We start from the raw sequence: 20,116 nt of genomic DNA on the forward strand, positions 1-20,116 counted from the left end.
TGTGAGATCGAGCGCCGCCCGCGCGGCGCATCGCGAGCTGCGCTCGCTCCTACGGTTGTTTCGGGCCAGTCACGCTTGTGGCGGGCGCGCGCGACCGCCTTGTTGGTACGGCACGATATTGCGTCATACGCCAAGGCGTTCGCGCGCAGATGGCGCAGGTTTAACTGGCCCGGAACGGCCAATGCAAACTTGCTGAATCGTTTCTTTCGCTCTATAAGCAATCCACAACACCAAGAAAGGCCACCACTATGTCCCCTTTGAAACTGATCGTCGCGCTCACCACCTTGTCTGCCACTTCCCATGCCTTGGCCTGGGACTACGTATTGCTCGACACCGACAAAGCTGCCCAGAACTGGCAGGTCACCAGCCAATCGCTCGGTGTGAAAACCGACAAGCCCTTCAGCGTTACGCTGCGCACCCTGCACGGAGGCCGGCAGGAGGGCGTGAGTATCGTGGATATCGACAATGGCACCCTGAAACTCTCGGTAGTCCCCACCCGTGGCATGAACATCCTCAAGGCCTCGGTCGGCTCGGTGCGCATGGGCTGGGACTCGCCGGTTACCGAGGTGGTGAACCCGTCCTTCATCGAACTCAATGGCCGCAAAGGCCTGGGCTGGCTGGAAGGCTTCAACGAACTGGTCACTCGCTGCGGCTATGAATGGGTGGGCCACCCTGGCGTCGACAACGGTGAGTTGCTAACCCTGCATGGCCGTGCTGCCAACATCCCGGCCAGCAAGGTCACCCTGCACATCGACGAAAAACCGCCGTACGCCATCACCTTGCGGGGCGAACTGAAGGAGCAGGCGTTCAAGAAGGTGGACTTTGCCGTGGCGACCGAGGTAGTCACCGAACCGGGCAGCGTGGCGTTTGCCATCAACGACACCCTCACCAACCAGGGCGATTACCCCAAGGAATACCAGGCGCTGTACCACAGCAACTTCAGCACCCCGTTTCTGGAGCAGGGGGCGCGTTTCGCCGCCCCGGTTAAGCAGGTGTCACCGTTCAACGACAAGGCCAAGGGCGATCTGCCTGACTGGCAAACCTACCGCGCCCCCACCAAGGACTACGATGAAACGGTCTACAACGTGGTGCCGTATGCCGATGCCAAGGGCGATACCCTGACCGTGTTGCACAACAAGGCAGGCAGCCTGGGCGTTGCGGTGGGCTTCAACACCCGCACGCTGCCGGTGTTCTCGCTGTGGAAGAACACTGACACCCAGGGTCAGGGCTATGTCACCGGCCTCGAGCCTGGGACGAGTTTTTCCTATAACCGTCGTTACCAGCGGCCTCTGAATCTGGTCCCGACGATTGGCCCAAAAGAGCAGCGCCAGTTCCACATCCGTTACAGCCTGTTGGCGGACAAAACGGCCGTGGACAAGGCTTTGCAGCAGGTGAGCGAGATCCAGGGCGGGCGCGAAACCGAGGTGCGTCAGGTGCCATTGGTCGACCTGAGCAAAGAGTAGGGCGGGTAAAAGCAACGGTTTGGGGTGCCCCGGAGCCGCGTATGGCATATCCTTGCACACCGAAATCAATTTCTAAGCAGTGAACTGAACTATGGGTTTTGAACAACTAGCGGAGCTCCGTGACCGCCTGCGGGCAGAAAAGGAACAGGCCAAGGCCGAGCGGCCCAAGCCGGCGCCGCGCAAATCGCCCTCCCAGGCGACCCCGCGCCGCCAGGATCCCGCAGTGGAAGCCATATGGCCTTTGCAAAAGCATTTTCCATTGGCTTTCCCGGTCAACCCTGCACCCAAGGTGCCGCTCAAAGAGGGCATCTTCAAGGATGCCGAGCAACACCTGGAGCTGCTCGGCCTGACCCGTGAACAGCTCAAACTGGGTATTGCCACCTGGTGCAAAGGCACGCGCTACTGGGCCTGCATGGTGGAAAACGCCCCGCGTCTGGACTTGAACGGGCAGGCCGCGGGCAGTGTGACCGCCGCCCAGGCGCTGCACGCCAAGCAGCAAGCTGCGCGGCACTTCAACCAGGCTCGCCGCAACCGTGCAAAACCCAAAGCCGCTGCGCCTGAGCCAGCGGCTGCGGTCAGTGCAGAGCAGACGCCGGGCTGAGCAGCCGATGAGCCCGCCAAACCGGGCTCATGGAAAGCGGTCGAAGCAATACCGGCCCAGGCGAAAGCCATTACAGGTCAATGTATTGATGAGCGCGTGCTGGCGTACTCGCCGGCACGCGCTCAGCCATCCCGACCACTTAAAACATTTCCAGCGATGTACCCAAACGTCATCCCGGGCCCCAACGTAATACCCCCGCTGGGGTAATAGCCCCCCATCACACTGCTCATATCATTGCCCACCGCAAACAGCCCCTTAATCGGCTGCCCCTGCAAGTCCAGCACCCGCGCACAATCATCCGTAGCCAGACCAGCGAAAGTCCCAAGGCTACCCGCCACCAATTTCACCGCATAAAACGGTCCCTGCTTCAGCGGCCCCAGTGACGGATTAGGCACTTGCAACGGCTCACCTTGCACACGGTTGTACCTTGACACCCCCCGACCAAACTCAGGGTCCTCACCTTCCACAGCATGCCGGTTGAACGCCGCCACCGTTTGCTGCAATTGCGCCCCATCGATCCCGCATTGGCGGCCTAGTTCCGCCAGCGTTCTCGCACAGTGCAAATACCCCCGCCTGCGATAAAAACCTGTCGAAAACGGAAACGGCTTCGCCCAGCCGATCCCGTAACGCCGTTGCGCGCGGTGATCACAGATCAGCCACGCCTGCGCCGGCTCGCCCACCGGCGTAGCCGCGAACAGTGCGTTCATGAAGTCGTGGTAGCAATCCGCTTCATTGACGAACCGGCGCCCGTCACGGCGTACCGCAATGAACCCCGGTTTGGCACGGTCGACCAGGTGCGGGAAGTGACTGAAGCGCCCGTCGGCCTCCGGCACCCGCGACACCGGCGCCCAAGCGCCGGCATGGGCCAGCCCGGCATCGACTACGCCACCTGCCCGTTCACCCAGGCGCAAACCATCGCCGGTGTTGGTGCTGGGCGCCGCTGAATAGTGCTCGCGACCATCAGGAGCATGGGGCATCAGCTGGGCGATGCGCTCGCTATCGTGAGGGAAACCACCGCAGGCCAGCACCACGCCCCTCCCGGCACGGATCACCTGGCCATCGGCGAACCGAGCACCATCCACACGGCCTTCCCCCAATAGCTTAATAGCCGCCTTGTCCGTCAGTAGCGTCACGCCCAGGTCCAGGGCACTGCGCAGCAGCCGCGCCACCAAGGCATTACCATTGACCAACTGCGTACCCCGGCGATGAATCACCAGGTCGTGTGCGTGGCGCAGCAGGCGTTTGCCCACGTACCAGGCTGCCTTGGGGGAGCGGGTGGCGTTGAAGAACGCAGCCATGTCGGCACCCCCGGCGATGCCCATGCCGGCGAGGCTGACAATGCCCAACGGGGGGCGCAGCTTGGCCAGCCATGGGCCCAGCAGGCGCCCGTCGTAAGGTAGCGCACACAGCGAGCGCCCCCCGGCGGCACTGCCAGGCCCCTCGTGCATATCCGGCACGTGGTTGCCGGACTGGAAGCGCACCGCTGTATGCTGCTGGAAAAACGCCACCATTTGCGGCCCGTGCTGCAGAAAGGCCTGCTGGCGCGGGTCCAGTGTTGCACGGTGGGTCTGTGCGCACAGGTAGCGCTGCGGGTCAGCTTCCGGCTCGACCAGGCCTGCCGCGATGGCCAGCGGGTTGCGCGGTACCCACAGCCAGCCACCCGACCAGGCGCTGGTACCGCCCAGTTGGCTGGCTTTATCCGCCACGATCACCCGCAGGCCGTGATGGGCCGCCGTTACCGCAGCAGCCAGGCCGGCAGCCCCGGAGCCGATCACCAGAACGTCACACTCAAGCGCTTGCATGTCGAATCAGCCCCAAGGTCAAAGAACGTGCGTGTGTTACTGCAAGGGCGAAAAGCCAGTAGGGCGCAGCAGCCGTGACTGCAGGTTCAACACCGCCCCCAGCTCGCGATTGCGCTTGGAAAACGCCGCCCAGCGTGGGTCGGCTACCATGGCCGCACGCCGGGCCATGCGATCGTCCAGGCTGGCGTAACCCCACAGGTGCACAACCTGGTTCACTTCACCGAATTCGCTGGTGAAGAACCCCACCAGGTTGCCCAGGTGCTCACGTTGCACGGCTAGCGCATGGCTTTGATACAGCGCCAGCCAGTCGGCCATTTTCAGGGGGTCGAGGGTGTAGGTTCTCATTTCGTAGTACATGCGGTGTGCTCCTTGGGGATTGACGGCGCTTGCAGGCGCGCTGTGATGTGGTTGGCCGCAAGCCAGCCAAACGTGAGGGCAGGGCCCAGGGTGATACCGGGACCCGGATAGGTGCCCTTCATCATCGAATTCATGTCGTTGCCGACGGCGTAAAGACCGGTGATGGGTTGGCCGCTCTCGTCCAGTACATTGGCGTTGGCGTCCGTCACCAGGCCGCACGCCGAGCCCAGGTCACCGGTGTGCAGCTGTATGGCGTAATAGGGGGCAGTCTGCAGCGGCGCCAGGCAGGGGTTGGGCCGGTGCTGCGGGTCGCCCATGTAGCGGTTGTAGGCATTGGCGCCTTTGCCAAAGACGGGATCGAGGCCGGCCTGGGCGTCGGCATTGAAGGCCTGCAAGGTGTGCGCGAGGCCTTGCACATCGACGCCGATCGCCTGGGCCAGTGCCTCGGGGGTGTCGGCACGGTACAGGTAGCCTGCGTCGATCAGTGCTTGGTTGTTTACCGGTTTTGGCCGCGCCAGCCCCAGGCCATAGCGGTTCATGGCCTGGGCATCACAGATTAGCCAGCAACTGGCGATGCCCTTGGCGAACAGGGTTTCTACGAAGTGGTGGTAGGAGTCTGCTTCGTTGACGAAACGCCGCCCGCTGTTGTCGACGGCAATGACCCCCGGTTTGGCCCGGTCCGTGACCAGGTGCGGGAAGCGCTCGTAATGGCCCTCCCTGTGACGAACCTGAGAAACCGGTGCCCAGAAGAAGTTGGCTGCAAGGTCCCTGCCCACTGCAGCCTGTACCGCACGGCCCAAGCGCAGGGCCGCACCGTCGTTGCTGGCGGGTGACATCGTCAAGTGCGTCCCGGGCAAATCTGGCCGGTAGCTGGCTGCCAGCCGGCCTGCCGCAAAGCCTCCCATCGCGCAGACCACGCCGCCTTTTGCCAGCAACCGATGCCGGTGCCCGCCGCGTCTTACCACCACACCCGTGACTGCACCGTGTTCGACGATCAGTTCCTCTGCTTCGCTGCGCAGCCAAAGTTGCACGCCCTTGGCGAAAGCGCTGGTGGCCAGGCGGGCGATCATCGCATTGCCCGTGGTCAGCCGCGTGCCGCGGGGATGACGCAGGCGGTCTACGCCGTAGCGCGCCAAGAGCCGCAGGCAGTGCCACAGCGACCTGGGCGAGCGGCGCACACTCAGAAAATGCTGGATGTCTACGCGGTTCACCATCATGCCGCCGAACAGCAGCATGCCGGGCGGGGGCATTTGCAGGTCCTTGAGGCGAGCGCCCAGCCGCCTACCGTCATATTCGACCATTTCCAGCGCCCGACCGCACTCGGTGGCCCCAGGGGCGTCCGGGTAGTAGTCCGGGGAATGAGGGCGTAGCGCATAGCGCAGTTCGGTGTGGTGTTCCAGCCAGCGCAGCGCCTGGTGGCCCTGCTCGATAAAGGCATCGACCAATGTCGGGTCGTAACCGTCACCGATCACTTGCTTGAGGTAAGTGCGCATGGCCTCTTCAGAGTCCTTTACCTTGGCTGCTCGCGCCTGGTCAGTGCCATACAGCCACACCGCCCCACCGGAAATGGCCGAGGTGCCACCAAATTGCGCGGCTTTCTCCACCATCACCACGTTCAGGCCCTGGCTGGCAGCCGTTACGGCGCTGGCAAACGCGGCGGCGCCGCTGCCCAGTACGATCACATCAACGGGATGCTGATCGGGTTCGAGCGTGTTCATGGGCTTAGATCTCCAGCGGGGTGACGCCCATGAAGGCGCCCAGGTGGCCGAGTTGGGCGAACGCCATCTGCGCGCCGGTCTGGATACGGCAACCCGCCAACCGCGCACGTGCCAGCCAGGGTGTGATCTCGGGCGAGGTGACCACGTCGGCCACCAGCGTATGAGGTTGCAAGGTGGCCACTAGCGCAGCGGGCAGGGGCAGTTGGGCGTCGTCGCCCATGCCCACGGGTGAGGCATTGACGACCAGGTCAAATGCACCCAGGTCGTCCACCTGGGTGTCGATCTCGAGTTCTGCAAACGTGTGGCCGAGCAGCTCGCACAGTGCCGCGCAGCGTGCGCTGCTGGGGTCGGTAAGGCTGAGCCTGGCGATGCCGGCTTCACCCAAGGCGTAGGCGATGGCGCTGCCGACCCCACCGCAACCGACCACCAGGGCGCGCCGGCCGCTTGCTGTAAAGCCATGCTTGAGGGCAGCGCCAAGGAAGCCCGCGCCATCCACGTTGTCGCCCAGCAGCCGGCCATCAGGCTCACGGCGGATCACATTGACCGAGCCCAGCGCAGCGGCGCGCACGCTCAGGCTGTCCACACAGGTTGCCATGGCCTGCTTGTAAGGGACCGTGACCACGCAGCCACGCAGGTTTTGCCAGCCCCGCAGGGTGGTGGCGAAGCTATCCAGCGCCTGGGCGTGCAAGTCGATGGGCAGCATTGCCACAGCGCGGTTGTTGTTGACGAACCAGGTGTTGAAGTTTTCCGGTGATTTCACCTGGGCAATGGGTGAGCCGACGATGGCAACCAGTTCAAAAGCACCACGGATCATCGCGGCCTCCTTGTTGATGTTGTTGTGGAGGCAAGGGTGTGGCAGGCACCCTCGGCGATCAATGCCGCACGGCTTTTGATTCTGCGATTATCGCAATGTGAGCGCGTTTATCGCATGATTGGGACTATTTCGATCCGTTGAGCGTGATCCCTATGAGCACCCCTGACATCCACCCCCGTGACCTGATTGCCGGCCTGCAGAAGGGCCTGGCCTTGATGCAGTTGTTCAGCGCCGACCATCCTCGCCTCAGCGTCGCCCACGCAGCCCGCTTGTCGGGGCTGACGCCGAGTGCTACGCGACGGTTCCTGTTGACCTTGGTGCATGAAGGGTTCGCTGAAACCGACAACCGTGAGTACTGGCTGACGCCCAAAGCCCTACGCATCGGCCAGGCCTATGTGGACTCCGCCCAGTTACCGCGCATGCTGCGGCCCATCGTCGAGCAGGTCGCCCGGCAGACGCAGGAGCATGTGTCGGTAGGCACCCGCGATGGCGACGAAATCATCCATCTGGTGCGCAGCCGCTACAGCCACGTTGCATCGCTGTCTATTCGTCCCGGCTCGCGGGTGCCCATTCACTGCACGGCAGGCGGGCGTGTCTGGTTGGCCTGGCAGGACGATGCAGCGCGGGACGCCTACTTGCTGCGCAACCCGTTGCAGGCGCTGACGCCCTACACGCAGACCGACCCGGCGCAGTGGCTGGCGCAGTTGCAGCAGGTCAGGCACCAAGGCTTTTGCGTGGTCGATCAGGAATATGAAGTGGGCATGCGGGTAGTGGGCGTGCCGCTGCTGGACAGGGCCGGCCAGTTAAAGGCTACCCTTACCCTCACAACCCATGTGTCACGCTCCAGCGTTGACGAGATTCGCATGCGTTACCTGGCGCCCTTGTTCGAGGCCCAGGCGCTGCTGCGGCCGGTGCTGGGTTAGCGCACCGGCCGTTGCGGTCAGTCCAGTACCTGGGCCACGCCCTGGTCCTCGCCCAGAAACCCGCCACTCTGGTGCTGCCACAAGCGCGCGTAGGTGCCATTTTTGGCCAACAACTGCGCGTGGGTGCCTTGCTCGATGATGCGCCCGTCGTCCATCACGATCAGCCGGTCCATGGCCGCGATGGTCGACAGCCGGTGGGCGATGGCGATCACGGTCTTGCCTTCCATCATTTCGTCCAGGCTCTCCTGGATTGCCACCTCCACCTCCGAGTCCAGCGCGCTGGTGGCCTCGTCGAGCAGCAGAATAGGCGCGTTCTTCAACATGACCCGGGCAATGGCGATGCGTTGGCGCTGGCCACCGGACAGCTTGATGCCGCGTTCGCCCACCAGGGTGTCGTAGCCGCTGTGCCCCTGGCGGTCGCTGAGCTGGCTGATGAAACCGTCGGCCTGGGCGTTCGCGGCGGCAGCGCGGATCTGCGCATCAGTGGCGTCCGGGCGGCCATAGGCGATGTTGTCACGGATGGAGCGGTGCAGCAGCGAGGTGTCCTGGGTGACCATGCCGATGGCGCTGCGCAGGCTGTCCTGGGTGACCTTCGCCACATTCTGCCCATCGATGCGGATCTCACCGCTGTCCACATCGTAGAAGCGCAGCAGCAAGTTGATGAGCGTGGACTTGCCGGCCCCGGAACGGCCCACCAGGCCGACCTTTTCGCCAGGCTTGATCTGCAGGCTGAGGTCGGTGAGCACCTGGCGCTCGCCGTTGTAGTTGAAGCTGACCTTGTCGAACGTGACGGCGCCACCGCGGGTGACCAGTTCGCCTGCGCCGGGTGCGTCCTGCACCTTGGGGCCGCGGGTGAGGGTAGCCATGCCATCCTGCACCGTGCCGATGTTCTCGAACAGCGAGGTCATCTGCCACATGATCCAGTGAGACATGCCGTTGATTCGCAACGCCATGGCGGTAATGGCCGCGACGGCGCCAGTGCCTACCTGGCCCTGGTGCCACAGCCACAATGCGTAGCCGCCGGCGCCAAAAATCAGCCCCACCACCAGTGCCTGGTTGACGATCTCGAACTGGCTCACCAGGCGCATCTGGCGGAAACCGGTCTGTTTAAAATCCTCCATGGCAGCACGGGCGAAATGCGCCTCGCGCTTGGAGTGGGAGAACAGCTTGACGGTGGTGATGTTGGTGTAGGCGTCCGATACCCGCCCGGTCATGGACGAGCGGGCGTTTGCCTGTTCTTGGCCGACCTTGCCCAGGCGTGGCACGAAATACAGCATCGCCAGCCCGAACAAGGCCACCCAGGCGATGAAGGGCAGCATCAGCTTCAGATCAAAGCCCCCGGCCAGGGCGATGATGGCGATGAAGTACACGCCGATGCCAGGCAGAATCTCGATTACGGTAAACAGCACTTCGCGCACGGCCAGTGCGGTCTGCATCACCTTGGTGGTGACCCGCCCCGAGAACTCGTCAGAAAAGAACGACAGGCTCTGGCGCAGCATCAGCCGGTGGAAGTCCCAGCGCAGGCGTAGCGGCAGGTTGATAGCCAACACCTGGTGCTGGACCATGGTGCGCAGGGCCACCAGCACGATGCTGATCACCAGCACGCTGCCAATGCCCCACAGCACCTGGCTTTCCTGCGGGCCCGTGGTATCACCGGCCTTCCAGGCCGACAACAGGTCGACCACCTGGCCCAGGAACGAGAACAACCAGGCTTCGTAAATCGACACGCCAGCGCTCAATAGCGCCAGTGCCAGGATGTAGCCGCGGGCGCCGCGGGTGCAGGCCCACATGAAGCGCAACAAGCCCATCGGTGGTGGCGGTGCTTCGTCGGGAGGGAAAGGATCGAGCCGGCGCTCAAACATACGCAGCATGCAGTGTCTCCGGAAATCAGGGTTCGCTTGGCGGGCCACCATACAGCAGTTGGGCCGGTTCGCCTTCAGGTAGACAGGCGCGAGGGCGATCCGTTCCAATCTTCGTCTATCGGGCGTACTTCAGGCGTGCCGGCGCCGCTCCATCGGTTGGTAGACCAGGCCGGCAAACTCGCCAGTATTGCCTGCCAACGCAAAGCCGAACCGTTGGTACGCCGCTACGGCATTCAGCGAAGCCTTGACGGTGACCACATCAGTTCTGGCGTGGGTTAGCGCAGCGTTGATCAGGCGCGCGCCCACCCCCCGCCGTTGCCAAGCCGGGGCGACAAACAACATGGCAATGTGGCGGCCCTCCTTGAGTTCCACCAGGCCTACCAGTTCGTCCTCTGCCACGCAGGCCAGCATCACGTTGTCGCCCCGCAGGCGTTCCCTGAAAGCTTGGGCAGTAGCCAGCCCGCTGAACGTGGTCACACCCTCTGCCGATAGCGTGGGCGCAACAGCCTGGGTGAATGCTGACAGGCACAAGGCGCTGGCGTGGGGCAGGTCGTCTGGGCAGAGCGGGCGTATTTGCATGGGGGAGGTCCTTTTCGGCAAATGGTCAGCAGGGCGGTTCACGGTCACTAGGGGGGGCGAGTGTGGGGGCATTCTAGAAGTAGCCTTGTCGTCACGCCAAATACCCGTAGGCAATTGGTGCTAGTGCAGGCTGCGTTGCACACAGCCGTTACTGGCCCGAAACAAATGTAGGAGCGAGCGCAGCTCGCGATGCGCCGCGCGGGCGGCGCTCGATCTCACAGCCGAAAAAACCCTCAAGGCGGGCACCTGTAAGCCTACACACTCTTCTACCTGCAAACCGGTCGGCGTGGTGGCGCCGGCCATAGAAAATCCGAAACCCTGCGCTGCAATCCCAGGCTAAGATCGACTTCCCGCCGCATTGCCGCTAGCCTGCAAACCCTCATCCAGCCCCAGATACCCAACCCATGCCTGTCGGTTTCCTTGAACTGCCATCGCTCAACGCACTGCGGGTGTTTGAAGTGGTGGCCCGTCACCTCAACTTTCGCCTCGCGGCCGAAGAAATAGGCGTAACCCAGGCGGCCGTTGCCCAGCAGGTGCGTGGGCTGGAGGCCACCCTGCAGGTACGCCTGTTCGAGCGGTTGCCACGCGGGCTCGGGCTGACCGATGCAGGGCGTGCCTATAGCAACAGCGTGCGCAGCGCCCTGGCCATGATCGACGATGCAACACGGTCGCTGCGGCCGGCGGCCTTGCACCTTACGGTCAGCGTGACCCCTACGTTCGCCTCCAAATGGCTGATCCCACGGTTGGGCCAGCTTGCAGAGCTACACCCTGGGATTGACCTGCGGGTACTGGCCACCGACCGGCTTTCACATTTTCATACCGATGGCGTGGACCTGGCGGTGCGCTACGGTCGTCCGCCATTTGGCCCTGGGCTGGAAACCCTGCTGCTGATGGAGCAGCCCATCGTTGCCGTGGTGAGCCCAAGGTTGCTGAACGAAAACGGGCCGCCAGAGACGTTTGCCGCGTTGCAACGCTACGTGGCATTGCACGATGCGCATGACTTCTGGCCTTCGTTTTGCGCCACGGCATTCCCCGGCCACCCGCCGGCCGCTGCCCGATCAGTGCGTTTCAACCAGACCTCGCTGGCTATCGAGGCGGCGGTGGGCGGGCAGGGTATCGCATTGGCAAGTTACGCGTTTGTCTGCGACGACATTGTCGCCGGCAGGCTGGCGTTGGCGCTGCCCCAGCAACTGCAGCTGGACAAGGCGTTCTATCTGGTCTGGCCGCGCAAGGGCCGGCCTCACCCTACGTTGCAGGCGGTGATCGACTGGTTGCAAACCGAAGCCGTCGATAGAAAACCTACTGCCTAGCCCAGTGCCGGCTGCCTACCTGCACCTTGGTATCGCTGCTACCGTGAGTTCACGCATTTACCGCGAACACTGGAGGCAACATGGCAACTGAAAAGGTAGCGATCATTACGGCAGGTGGTAGCGGCATGGGCGCAGCGGCAGCCCGCCGGCTTGCCGAAGACGGTTTCAAGGTCGGCATCCTGTCGTCATCTGGCAAAGGCGAGGTATTGGCTGCGGAGCTGAATGGCTTCGGCATCACTGGCAGCAACCAGTCGGTAGATGACCTCCAGCGCCTTGTCGAGGGAGTGGTGCGCAAGTGGGGCCGTATCGATGTACTGGTCAACAGTGCCGGCCATGGCCCCCGCGGGCCGATATTGGACATCAGTGATGACGACTGGCACCTGGGCATGGATACCTACCTGCTCAATGTGATCCGCCCCACGCGGCTGGTGACACCGGTGATGCAGCGTCAGCAAAGCGGGGTCATCATCAATATCTCCAGCGCCTGGGCCTTCGAACCCAGTGACCTGTTCCCCACCTCGGCGGTGATGCGCGCGGGCCTGGCTGCCTTCAGCAAGATCTACGCCGACACCTACGCCGCCGATAACATTCGCATCAACAATGTGCTGCCAGGCTGGATCGACAGCTTGCCCGCCACCGATGAGCGCCGCGACAGCGTACCGCTCCAGCGTTACGGCAGCAGCGGTGAGATCGCCGCCACGGTCGGGTTCCTGGCCAGCGACGGCGCCGCCTATATAACAGGCCAGAACATCAAGGTGGATGGCGGGCTTACCCGCAGCGTCTGAAACTGCCGTTGAACGATGCGTCAGGGCCAGCCACTAACCGTAGGTCAGGGCAACCGGCAATCGGGCGCCTAATTGCATGAGTATGCTTGATGCTTTCTCATAGCAGGACTAATACTAAGGTACTGCCGGAGAGGGACGATCATGCAGACGCGCTTCGTTGTGGTTCCCGCTGTACCGTTGATACGAGAAATACACCCACGACGCATCGGCTTTCCATCCGCACTGGGGGAAGGGTATGACCTCTACGATACCCAGGACAAAATACGGCTGAGCCTGAACCTGCCCACCCGCGCGCAGGCGGAATACGAGTGCACGTGCCGCAATGGCTGTGTGGAGACCGAGGGCCGAACCGGCAGCGACTGAAGGCTGCCGGTGGCCATAGCTCAGGCCAGGTAACGGTGGTAGTAATCCAGGGTTGCCAGGTTCTTGTCCTTGGCTTCGAACATGATGTCGAACCACTGGGTGAACTGCAGCGCGTAGCGGTTGGTCCAGTCGTTCCACATCGTTGCGCTGTGGGCATACAGGTCCCGCTTGTTCGCCTGCGCCAGCAACTCATCCATCACCAGTTTGCGCTCGGCGGTGAAGCCCAATGCCTGCAGATGCTCAGGAGGTTGCGAGTAGTGCATCGTGGGGCGCACACCGCGCCAGCTGTCGATCACCCGCGCCACCCGTGGGTCGGCGGGGTCGATGTAATCGCCCTCGTGAATCCAGCAGTGGTGGATATCCAGCACCACCGGTGCCAGGTCGGCCAGTGCCAGGCAGTCATCCAGGCCATAGGTTTTTTCGTCGTTCTCAAACGTGATCACGTTGCGCGCCACCTGAGACAGCCGCGCCCACACATGCCGGATGCCTTCACCCCCCAGGCGGCCTGCAATGTGGATATTGCATTTGAAGTCCTGGAATACCTTGCCGTAGCCCATCATGCGGATCATGTCTGCGTGGTATTCGAACTCGGCCAGGCTGTTCTCCACCACCTCCGGGCGATCCGAGCCCAGTACGCAGTACTGGCCAGGATGGAACGACAGCCGAATATCCTGCTGGCGCGCCAGGGCACCGATCGCCGCAAACCGCTCAGCCATCAGCCCCTGAAAATCGGCTTCCTGGTACACATGCGCCACGCTGGGGTGGCTGTACAACGGCAACAGGTCACTGCTCAGCCGCAACATGCGCAAGGCAGGGGGCAGCTCGCTGACATAGGCCAGCAGCCGAAGCTGGGCGTCGAGGTTGTGCTGCACCAGTTCGAGCAGTTTAGCGCGGGCCGCCTCCTGGCTGGCCCCGCTGACCCAACGCAAGGTGGTGGTCCGCGGGTTGAACGTGCGTTCGATGGTTTCCAGCGCCTTCACCGCCAGGCTGCGGTGAGGGTGCCGGTACATACAGGCAAAGCCCAGGCGTGACATGGGGATGCTCCAGAGGGCCCAGCCCGTTCAGATCAGTTTGTCCAGCGTGATGGGGAACTCACGCACACGTTTGCCGGTGGCATGGTAGATGGCATTGGCCACCGCTGCCGCCACCCCCACCACGCCGATCTCACCTACTCCCTTGGAGCCCAGCGCGTTGACCACACGGTCGTCTTCCTCGACGAAGATGACGTCGATGTCGCCGATGTCGGCGTTCACCGGCACATGGTACTCAGCCAGGTTGTGGTTGAGGATGCGCCCCAGGGCATGGTCGGTCTGGCTTTCTTCATGCAGCGCCATGCCGACGCCCCAGACAACGCCACCGAGTATCTGGCTGCGTGCGGTCTTTGGGTTGACAACGCGCCCGGCCGCCACCGCGCTGACCACTCGGGTAACGCGGACCGTGCCCAGGTCGTCGTCCACCTGCACCTCCACGAACACGGCCGAGTGGGTAGCGGTGGAGTAGGGCTTGCGCTTGTCGTCCGGGTTGGCTTCGACCTGCACCTCCAGGCATTGCTGCGGGTCCACGGCCAGCAGTTCAGCCAACGGGACTGAATGCTTGCCGGCCTTCACCTGGCCGTTTTCAAGGGTGAAAGCGGTATCCGCTTCGCTTGCCAACTCAGGCCGCTGCTGGCGGGCACGTTCGATCAGCCGCTCGCGTAACGTCAGGCACGCCTGGCGTACCGCAGAGCCAACCGAAGACACGGTGAACGAGCCCCCTTGCAACGGCGCGGTAGGCAACGAGGAATCGCCCAGTTTGAAGGTCACGTTGCCTACGTCGATACCCGCGGCATCGGCCGCAATCTGGGTCATCACCGTGTACGTCCCTGTGCCGATGTCAGTGGTCGCACTGCTGACAGTCAGGTGCCCGGCGCTGTCCAAACTGGCCTTGGCACTGGCCTTCATCTGCATAGCCTCCCACACACCACCCGCCATGCCCCAACCGATGCGCTGGTTACCGTCGCGCATGGACCCGGGCGTGGCCTGCCGCCGGGCCCAGCCAAAGCGCTCGGCACCCTGCTCGTAGCAGGCAAGCAGCGCCTTGCTCGAGTAGGGCTTGCCCTCGTTGCCATTGTGGCTGGCGAAGTTGCGCTTGCGCAGTTCCACCGGGTCCAGCCCGGCGGCACTGGCCAGTTCGTCCATCGCGCACTCCAATGCCAGTACCCCGGAGCCTGCGCCTGGGGCGCGCATGTCCAGGGGTGTGTAGACATCCAGCGGCGCCAGGCGGTAGCTCAACGCCACGTTGTCACACTGGTACAACATGCCGCTCCACTCCACCAGGTGTTCGGTGAAGTCTTCGAAGCGCGATGTCTGGCCGATGGCGTCGTGCCCGATGGCGACCAGGGCTCCGCGTTTATCCACGCCCAGGCGCAGGCGTTGCTGGGTGCGTGGACGATAGCCGAAAGTGAACATTTGCTGGCGCGTGAGGGTGAGCCGCACCGAGCGCTTGAGGTGCAGCGCAGCCATCACCGCCAGGGGCAGCTGGTACTGCGGGCGCAGGCCGGAGCCGAACGCGCCGCCGACAAAAGCCGCTTTGACCCGCAGCTTGTCTTTGGGCAGCCCGAAGATATTGTGCAGGTATTCCTGGCAATTCTGCGTGCCCTGGGTTTTGTCGTGGATGACCAGGCTGCCGTCGGCCTGATAGCACACCGTCGAGGCGTGGGGCTCCATGGGGTTGTGATGCTCGTTGGCGGTCAGGTAGGTCACGTCCACCTTGGCATCGGCCCCCGCGAAATGCCCTGCAAAATCACCGCGAGGTTCTGGTGTTTCAGCGGGCGCTTCGTGGGTTTGCTGTAGCGCAGCGAGCAAGTCGGATTGATGCGCTTGCTGGCTGTACTCAATGGTCACGAGTGAGCCGGCGTAGCGGGCCAGCTCCAGGGTGTCTGCAATCACCAGCGCCAGCGGCTGGCCGCTGTACAGTACGCGATCATTGAACAATGGGCGGAAGGGCGAGCCTTCGGCGGCGTCGTCGTCGCTGTAATCATCATCGTAGCTGGACACGTGCGGGCGATTGGTATGGTCCAGTACGGCGATCACGCCCGGCACTTGCAGGGCCTTTTCGCTGTTCACCTTCACCACCCGGCCACGGGCGATGGTGCTGGACACCACGCTGGCATGCAGCAGGCCTTCTTGCGGGTAATCGGCGGCATAACGGGCCTGGCCGGTGACTTTGGCCGCACCGTCCACGCGGTCCATGGGTGTTCCCACAACACTGTTCATTGCATCTCCCCCTGGCTGTTGTCGGCTGCGCAGGCCTCGCTCAGTGCGCGGATAATGGCGTTGCGCGCAAGCGGCACTTTGAAGCCGTTCTGGGCAAGCGGTTTTGCCGCCTGCAGCAGGGCATCGGCAGCGTGAGTGAACAGCTCGGTGCTGGCGGGTTTACCCTGCAACAGGGCTTCCACTGCCGGGTCTCGCCATGGCTTGTGTGCGACACCACCCAACGCCAGGCGCGCCTGGCGAATAACCCCGTTCTCGATCTGCAACGCAGCCGCCACCGACACCAGGGCAAAGGCATAGGAAGCCCGGTCACGCACCTTGATATAGCGGCAGTGCGCTGCAAACGGTTCGGCAGGCAGCTCGATGCCGGTGATCAGCTCATCCTGGGCAAGCTGGTTGTCACGCTGCGGCGTGTCCCCAGGCAGGCGATGGAAATCGGCAAACGGTATTTGCCGCGCCCCTGCGGGCCCGTGAACGTGCACAACTGCCGCGAGTGCGGCCAGTGCCACGCACATGTCCGAAGGGTGTGTGGCTACGCAGTCGTCACTGGCGCCGAGGATGGCGTGCATACGATTGAGGCCTTGGCGCGCGGGGCACCCGCTGCCTGGCTCGCGTTTGTTGCAAGGGGTACCAGTGTCGTAGAAGTAATAGCAACGGGTGCGTTGCAGCAGGTTGCCGCCGGTGCTGGCCATGTTGCGCAGCTGCGGGGACGCGCCGGCCAGAATGGCCTGGGCCAGCAAGGGGTAGCGCGCTTCGACTAACGGGTGCCAGGCCAGGTCGGCATTGCTGACCAGCGCGCCGATCATTACGCCACCTTCGGGGGTTTCCTCGATCGCCTTCAGGGCCAGGCCCGTGATGTCGATCAGGTGTTCAGGGCGCTCGACGTTTTCCTTCATCAGGTCGACCAGGTTGGTGCCCCCGGCAATGAAGCGTGATGACGGGCCTGCAAGGCTCACGGCCTCATCGAGTGACGCCGGCTTGTGATAGCTGAAAGGGGTCATGGGCGTGCCCCTTTGATCAAGGGCAAGGCTTCTTCCACCGCAGCAACGATGTTGCTGTAGGCGCCGCAGCGGCACAGGTTGCCGCTCATCAGTTCACGGATGTCATCGCGGTTATGGGCTCGCCCTTCATTGGCAAGGCCCACCGCCGAGCAGATCTGCCCTGGTGTGCAATACCCGCACTGGAACGCATCCTGAGTGATGAAGGCTTGCTGCATGGGGTGCAAGCGGTCGCCGTCGGCCAGGCCTTCGATGGTGACCAGCTCGGCACCTTCACACATCACCGCCAAGGTCAGGCAGGCGTTGATGCGCTTGCCATCGCGCAGCACCGTGCAGGCGCCACACTGGCCGTGGTCGCAGCCTTTCTTGGTGCCGGCCAGGTCCAGCTGTTCGCGCAGCAGGTCGAGCAGGGTGGTCCAGGGGTGTACGGTCAGCGTTTTGTGCTCACCGTTGATGGTCATCTGCAAAGGGCGCTGTAGGGCGCCCTGGTCAGGGGTTGCGGTCATGGTGCAGGTCCTCACGGGTCGGGTGCGCACAGTGGTCTGTGTCTTAGTGCTGCGACTTGCGTGGGGCCAGGAACGTTCAGCCTGTGTGCCCAGGCGCAGTTATTTTTGCCCGTGAGTACTGTGGTTTGCCTTTATGCAGCGGCAGTTGGGTGGGTCAGGTCACCACTTGGTAGCAAGGCACGTACGCCGCCCCACCGGGTAACTTCATCCGGTGCTGGTCGACAAACGCCTGCAGCAAACGCCCCAGCGGGTCCAGCACAGCGCTGTCGCCGCGGATCTGGTAGGGCCCGTGCTCCTCGATCAGGCGGATCCCTTTGTCCTTCACGTTACCCGCCACGATGCCCGAAAACGCCCGGCGCAGGTTCGCCGCCAGTTCGTGCGGCGGCAGGTCGCGACGCAGCGCCAGGTCGGCCATGGCCTGGTGCGTGGGATCGAACGGCCGCTGGAAGCTTTCTTCGATCTTGAGCAGCCAGTTGAAGTGGAACGCATCGTTACGTTCACGGCGGAACTGCTTCACCTGCTTGAGCCCCTCCACCATGTGCCGGGCAACCTCTGCCGGGTCGTCGATGATGATCTGGTAGAACCGGTGCGCTGCCTCGCCCAGGGTCGCGCCGACAAACGCATGCAATTGCTGCAGGTAGGGCTCGGCGCTACGGGGGCCGGTCAGTACCACAGGGAACGGTACATCTTGGTTGTCTGGGTGCATGAGGATGCCCAGCAGGTAGAGGAATTCTTCCGCCGTGCCCGCACCGCCCGGGAAAATGATGATGCCGTGGCCCACACGCACAAACGCTTCAAGGCGTTTTTCGATATCCGGCAGGATGACCAGCTCGTTGACGATCGGGTTAGGCGCCTCGGCGGCGATGATGCCCGGCTCGGTCAGGCCCAGGTAACGGCTGCCCGGCATGCGCTGCTTGGCATGTGCGATGGTGGCGCCCTTCATCGGGCCCTTCATCACACCCGGGCCGCAGCCGGTGCAGATATCCAGCTTGCGCAGGCCCAGCTCGTGGCCGACCTTCTTGGTGTACTGGTATTCCTCGGTGCTGATCGAGTGGCCACCCCAGCACACCACCATCTTCGGTTCCACGCCCGGGCGCAGGGTGCGGGCGTTGCGCAGCAGGTGGAAGACGTAATCGGTAATGCCCTGGGAGCTTTCCAAGTCGATGCGCTGGCTGGCCAGTTCGCTCTCGGTGTAGACGATGTCGCGCAGGGCGCTGAACAACATTTCACGGGTGCTGGCGATCATCTCGCCATCGACGAACGCGTCGGCGGGCGCGTTCAGCAGCTCCAGGCGTACGCCACGGTCCTGCTGGTGGATACGCACTTCGAAGTCCTGGTAGGCCTCGAGGATGGTCTTGGCATTGTCGACATGGGCGCCGGTGTTGAGGATGGCCAGGGCGCACTGGCGGAACAAGGTGTAGAGGCTGCCGGAGCCGGCTTCGCTCAGTTGCTGCACTTCACGTTGTGACAGCGTCTCCAGGCTGCCTTTGGGGCTGACGGATGCATTGATGACATGGCGTTGAGGCATCTAAGTCTTTCCTGTGCGGGTAAAACATCCTTCTTTGACAACACCATACCGAGAAATGTGGGCGGCAACGAGGGGGGTAGAAAAAAAGCCTCCAAATGGCCCATTACCCCAGCAGCTTCAGCACGCCGAGTGTGATGCCCAGGCCGCCGACCAGCAGCCACAGGTTCAGGATCGCCCCGGTAATCAGTGCCCGCGGCCCTGCCTGGCGGATCTGATCGATACGCGTCTCCATGCCCAGGGCAGTCATGGCCATGGTCAACGCGAAGGTGTCCAACCCATTTACGGCCTGGGTAAAGCTTGCCGGCAGTACCTGCAGCGAGTTCACCACCACCAGTGCGAGGAAACCAAAGGCGAACCACGGCACGTTGATGCGGCCTTTGCCTTGGGCCAGCCCGGCCTGGCGTGTGCGGTTCACCCACACACCCACCAGCAGCAGCACCGGCACCAGCATCATGACCCGGGTCATCTTCACGATCGTGGCAATATGGGTAGCCTGCGGGCTGATGTTGCTGGCGGCCCCCACCACTTGCGCCACTTCGTGGAGTGTGCCGCCCACCCACAGCCCGGCGGCCAGGGTATCAAGGTGCAGCCAGCCGCTGTTGACCAGCACCGGGTACAGCAGCATTGACACGGTACCGAACAGCACCACGCTGCCCACCGCCATGGCACTTTTGTGTGGGGCACTGCGCAGCGCCGACTCGAATGCCAGTACTGCCGCAGCGCCGCAGATCGCGCTGCCTGCGGCCGTGAGCAAGGCCGTGTCGCGGTCCAGGCCCAGCAGCCGGGTGCCGCACCACAGGCCGATCAACAGTGTGCTACCCACCACCAGTACAGACACCAGCAGCCCTGGCCAACCCACCTGAGCGATCTCCTGCAGGCTTACCCGCAGCCCGAACAGGGCGACGGCGATACGCAGCAGGCCGCGTGCAGAAACGTTCACACCTGCAGCCCAGCTGGCCGGCAGCCCCTCGCGCAACGCATTGCCATACAGCCCACCCGCAACAATGCCGACGATCAGCGGGCTGATGCCAAGGCCGGCGATGAAGGGCATGGCGGCCAGTTGGGTGACAGCGAGGGCGAAAAGTGCCACGAACAGCACACCGTTGAGCCGACCGCGGGTGGTCAGTACCGGGGTTGCCGCCGAGGGGGTGGAAGACGTGATCATGGCATTCACCTGGCAGGGGATAAGACAGGGCCACGATAATCTGGTTATAAGCTTATAAAAAATCGTAATTTGAAATGGCAAATATCTCCAC

19 protein-coding genes are annotated in these 20,116 nt (G+C 63.3%); 6 read left to right on the plus strand and 13 right to left on the minus strand.

Annotated elements, in window-relative coordinates; genetic code table 11:
• Nucleotides 1-221 (minus strand): hypothetical protein (locus APH25_RS25810; RefSeq protein WP_218186312.1); only part of this gene is annotated, 221 nt, incomplete at its 3' end.
• A gap of 27 nt (nucleotides 222-248) precedes the next feature.
• Here APH25_RS25810 and APH25_RS20095 point away from each other — a divergent pair.
• Together APH25_RS20095 and APH25_RS20100 are read left to right on the plus strand one after the other, a co-directional pair.
• Nucleotides 249-1,463 (plus strand): aldose 1-epimerase family protein, encoded by a 1,215-nt coding sequence (locus APH25_RS20095; RefSeq protein WP_060483121.1) that lies wholly within the window; start codon nucleotides 249-251, stop codon nucleotides 1,461-1,463.
• 91 nt (nucleotides 1,464-1,554) lie between these two features.
• Complete coding sequence (locus APH25_RS20100) at nucleotides 1,555-2,064, plus strand: ProQ/FinO family protein (RefSeq protein ID WP_060483122.1); 510 nt, start codon at nucleotides 1,555-1,557, stop codon at nucleotides 2,062-2,064.
• A 122-nt stretch (nucleotides 2,065-2,186) separates the two neighbouring features.
• On the opposite strand, the gene APH25_RS20105 is transcribed toward APH25_RS20100, so the two are convergent.
• The 4 genes from APH25_RS20105 to APH25_RS20120 are packed head-to-tail and all read right to left on the minus strand — an operon-like array spanning nucleotide 2,187 to nucleotide 6,755.
• The gene (locus APH25_RS20105) at nucleotides 2,187-3,866 is read right to left on the minus strand and encodes an FAD-dependent oxidoreductase (RefSeq protein WP_060483123.1); all 1,680 of its coding nucleotides are present in this window, start codon (nucleotides 3,864-3,866) and stop codon (nucleotides 2,187-2,189) included.
• A 36-nt stretch (nucleotides 3,867-3,902) separates the two neighbouring features.
• The gene (locus tag APH25_RS20110) at nucleotides 3,903-4,223 is read right to left on the minus strand and encodes an NIPSNAP family protein (protein ID WP_060483124.1); all 321 of its coding nucleotides are present in this window, start codon (nucleotides 4,221-4,223) and stop codon (nucleotides 3,903-3,905) included.
• A complete protein-coding gene (locus APH25_RS20115; RefSeq protein WP_060483125.1) occupies nucleotides 4,208-5,941 on the minus strand; it encodes an FAD-dependent oxidoreductase in 1,734 nt (577 codons plus the stop codon). Before APH25_RS20115 ends, APH25_RS20110 begins: the two co-directional genes overlap by 16 nt.
• Nucleotides 5,942-5,945: 4 nt before the next feature.
• On the minus strand, nucleotides 5,946-6,755 hold the full coding sequence (locus APH25_RS20120; protein WP_060483126.1) for a shikimate dehydrogenase: 810 nt from the start codon (nucleotides 6,753-6,755) through the stop codon (nucleotides 5,946-5,948).
• Between the two features lie 152 nt (nucleotides 6,756-6,907).
• On the opposite strand from APH25_RS20120, the gene APH25_RS20125 reads away from it, so the two are divergent.
• Nucleotides 6,908-7,678: an IclR family transcriptional regulator C-terminal domain-containing protein gene (locus APH25_RS20125; RefSeq protein ID WP_060483127.1), complete on the plus strand. Its 771-nt coding sequence runs from the start codon at nucleotides 6,908-6,910 to the stop codon at nucleotides 7,676-7,678.
• Nucleotides 7,679-7,695: 17 nt separating this feature from the next.
• On the opposite strand, the gene APH25_RS20130 is transcribed toward APH25_RS20125, so the two are convergent.
• Together APH25_RS20130 and APH25_RS20135 are read right to left on the minus strand one after the other, a co-directional pair.
• Complete coding sequence (locus tag APH25_RS20130; protein ID WP_060483128.1) at nucleotides 7,696-9,549, minus strand: ABC transporter ATP-binding protein; 1,854 nt, start codon at nucleotides 9,547-9,549, stop codon at nucleotides 7,696-7,698.
• Nucleotides 9,550-9,669: 120 nt separating this feature from the next.
• A complete protein-coding gene (locus APH25_RS20135) occupies nucleotides 9,670-10,119 on the minus strand; it encodes a GNAT family N-acetyltransferase (protein ID WP_060483129.1) in 450 nt (149 codons plus the stop codon).
• A gap of 404 nt (nucleotides 10,120-10,523) precedes the next feature.
• Here APH25_RS20135 and APH25_RS20140 point away from each other — a divergent pair, with 404 nt between their 5' ends.
• The 3 genes from APH25_RS20140 to APH25_RS20150 all read left to right on the plus strand — a co-directional run bounded on the left by APH25_RS20140 (nucleotide 10,524) and on the right by APH25_RS20150 (nucleotide 12,577).
• Nucleotides 10,524-11,429: a LysR substrate-binding domain-containing protein gene (locus APH25_RS20140; protein WP_060483130.1), complete on the plus strand. Its 906-nt coding sequence runs from the start codon at nucleotides 10,524-10,526 to the stop codon at nucleotides 11,427-11,429.
• 80 nt (nucleotides 11,430-11,509) lie between these two features.
• Complete coding sequence (locus APH25_RS20145) at nucleotides 11,510-12,214, plus strand: SDR family oxidoreductase (protein ID WP_060483131.1); 705 nt, start codon at nucleotides 11,510-11,512, stop codon at nucleotides 12,212-12,214.
• A 141-nt stretch (nucleotides 12,215-12,355) separates the two neighbouring features.
• Nucleotides 12,356-12,577, plus strand: a complete 222-nt coding sequence (locus APH25_RS20150; protein ID WP_060483132.1) for a hypothetical protein — start codon at nucleotides 12,356-12,358, stop codon at nucleotides 12,575-12,577.
• Between the two features lie 20 nt (nucleotides 12,578-12,597).
• Here the strand turns inward: APH25_RS20150 and uvsE are convergent, their stop codons facing one another.
• The 6 genes from uvsE to APH25_RS20180 form a co-directional block, all read right to left on the minus strand.
• Nucleotides 12,598-13,611: a UV DNA damage repair endonuclease UvsE gene (gene uvsE, locus APH25_RS20155; protein WP_060483133.1), complete on the minus strand. Its 1,014-nt coding sequence runs from the start codon at nucleotides 13,609-13,611 to the stop codon at nucleotides 12,598-12,600.
• A 27-nt stretch (nucleotides 13,612-13,638) separates the two neighbouring features.
• Nucleotides 13,639-15,831, minus strand: a complete 2,193-nt coding sequence (locus tag APH25_RS20160; RefSeq protein ID WP_060483134.1) for a xanthine dehydrogenase family protein molybdopterin-binding subunit — start codon at nucleotides 15,829-15,831, stop codon at nucleotides 13,639-13,641.
• Entirely contained in the window at nucleotides 15,828-16,829 is a 1,002-nt protein-coding gene (locus tag APH25_RS20165) for a xanthine dehydrogenase family protein subunit M (protein ID WP_060483135.1), read from the minus strand. The genes APH25_RS20160 and APH25_RS20165 overlap by 4 nt, the downstream gene beginning before the upstream one ends.
• Nucleotides 16,826-17,332, minus strand: coding sequence for a (2Fe-2S)-binding protein (locus tag APH25_RS20170; RefSeq protein ID WP_028633764.1), 507 nt, complete (start codon nucleotides 17,330-17,332; stop codon nucleotides 16,826-16,828). Before APH25_RS20170 ends, APH25_RS20165 begins: the two co-directional genes overlap by 4 nt.
• A 154-nt stretch (nucleotides 17,333-17,486) precedes the next feature.
• Nucleotides 17,487-18,860 (minus strand): nucleotide 5'-monophosphate nucleosidase PpnN, encoded by a 1,374-nt coding sequence (gene ppnN, locus APH25_RS20175; protein ID WP_028633765.1) that lies wholly within the window; start codon nucleotides 18,858-18,860, stop codon nucleotides 17,487-17,489.
• 103 nt (nucleotides 18,861-18,963) lie between these two features.
• Nucleotides 18,964-20,025 (minus strand): YeiH family protein, encoded by a 1,062-nt coding sequence (locus APH25_RS20180; protein ID WP_060483136.1) that lies wholly within the window; start codon nucleotides 20,023-20,025, stop codon nucleotides 18,964-18,966.
• Nucleotides 20,026-20,116: the final 91 nt, after the last annotated feature.

It is taken from the genome of Pseudomonas sp. NBRC 111119 (genome assembly GCF_001320125.1).
Taxonomy (GTDB): Bacteria; Pseudomonadota; Gammaproteobacteria; order Pseudomonadales; family Pseudomonadaceae; genus Aquipseudomonas; species Aquipseudomonas parafulva.

What these genes read in the sequence shown, in the direction of transcription:
- APH25_RS20120 (WP_060483126.1), bottom strand. Translation starts at nt 6,755, where the DNA reads ATGATCCGTGGTGCTTTTGAACTGGTTGCCATCGTCGGCTCACCCATT.
- APH25_RS20125 (WP_060483127.1), top strand. Translation starts at nt 6,908, where the DNA reads ATGAGCACCCCTGACATCCACCCCCGTGACCTGATTGCCGGCCTGCAG.
- APH25_RS20115 (WP_060483125.1), bottom strand. Translation starts at nt 5,941, where the DNA reads ATGAACACGCTCGAACCCGATCAGCATCCCGTTGATGTGATCGTACTG.
- APH25_RS20160 (WP_060483134.1), bottom strand. Translation starts at nt 15,831, where the DNA reads ATGAACAGTGTTGTGGGAACACCCATGGACCGCGTGGACGGTGCGGCC.
- APH25_RS20140 (WP_060483130.1), top strand. Translation starts at nt 10,524, where the DNA reads ATGCCTGTCGGTTTCCTTGAACTGCCATCGCTCAACGCACTGCGGGTG.
- APH25_RS20170 (WP_028633764.1), bottom strand. Translation starts at nt 17,332, where the DNA reads ATGACCGCAACCCCTGACCAGGGCGCCCTACAGCGCCCTTTGCAGATG.
- ppnN (WP_028633765.1), bottom strand. Translation starts at nt 18,860, where the DNA reads ATGCCTCAACGCCATGTCATCAATGCATCCGTCAGCCCCAAAGGCAGC.
- APH25_RS20110 (WP_060483124.1), bottom strand. Translation starts at nt 4,223, where the DNA reads ATGTACTACGAAATGAGAACCTACACCCTCGACCCCCTGAAAATGGCC.
- APH25_RS20100 (WP_060483122.1), top strand. Translation starts at nt 1,555, where the DNA reads ATGGGTTTTGAACAACTAGCGGAGCTCCGTGACCGCCTGCGGGCAGAA.
- APH25_RS20105 (WP_060483123.1), bottom strand. Translation starts at nt 3,866, where the DNA reads ATGCAAGCGCTTGAGTGTGACGTTCTGGTGATCGGCTCCGGGGCTGCC.
- APH25_RS20180 (WP_060483136.1), bottom strand. Translation starts at nt 20,025, where the DNA reads ATGATCACGTCTTCCACCCCCTCGGCGGCAACCCCGGTACTGACCACC.
- APH25_RS20130 (WP_060483128.1), bottom strand. Translation starts at nt 9,549, where the DNA reads ATGCTGCGTATGTTTGAGCGCCGGCTCGATCCTTTCCCTCCCGACGAA.
- APH25_RS20165 (WP_060483135.1), bottom strand. Translation starts at nt 16,829, where the DNA reads ATGACCCCTTTCAGCTATCACAAGCCGGCGTCACTCGATGAGGCCGTG.
- APH25_RS20135 (WP_060483129.1), bottom strand. Translation starts at nt 10,119, where the DNA reads ATGCAAATACGCCCGCTCTGCCCAGACGACCTGCCCCACGCCAGCGCC.
- APH25_RS20150 (WP_060483132.1), top strand. Translation starts at nt 12,356, where the DNA reads ATGCAGACGCGCTTCGTTGTGGTTCCCGCTGTACCGTTGATACGAGAA.
- APH25_RS20095 (WP_060483121.1), top strand. Translation starts at nt 249, where the DNA reads ATGTCCCCTTTGAAACTGATCGTCGCGCTCACCACCTTGTCTGCCACT.
- APH25_RS20145 (WP_060483131.1), top strand. Translation starts at nt 11,510, where the DNA reads ATGGCAACTGAAAAGGTAGCGATCATTACGGCAGGTGGTAGCGGCATG.
- uvsE (WP_060483133.1), bottom strand. Translation starts at nt 13,611, where the DNA reads ATGTCACGCCTGGGCTTTGCCTGTATGTACCGGCACCCTCACCGCAGC.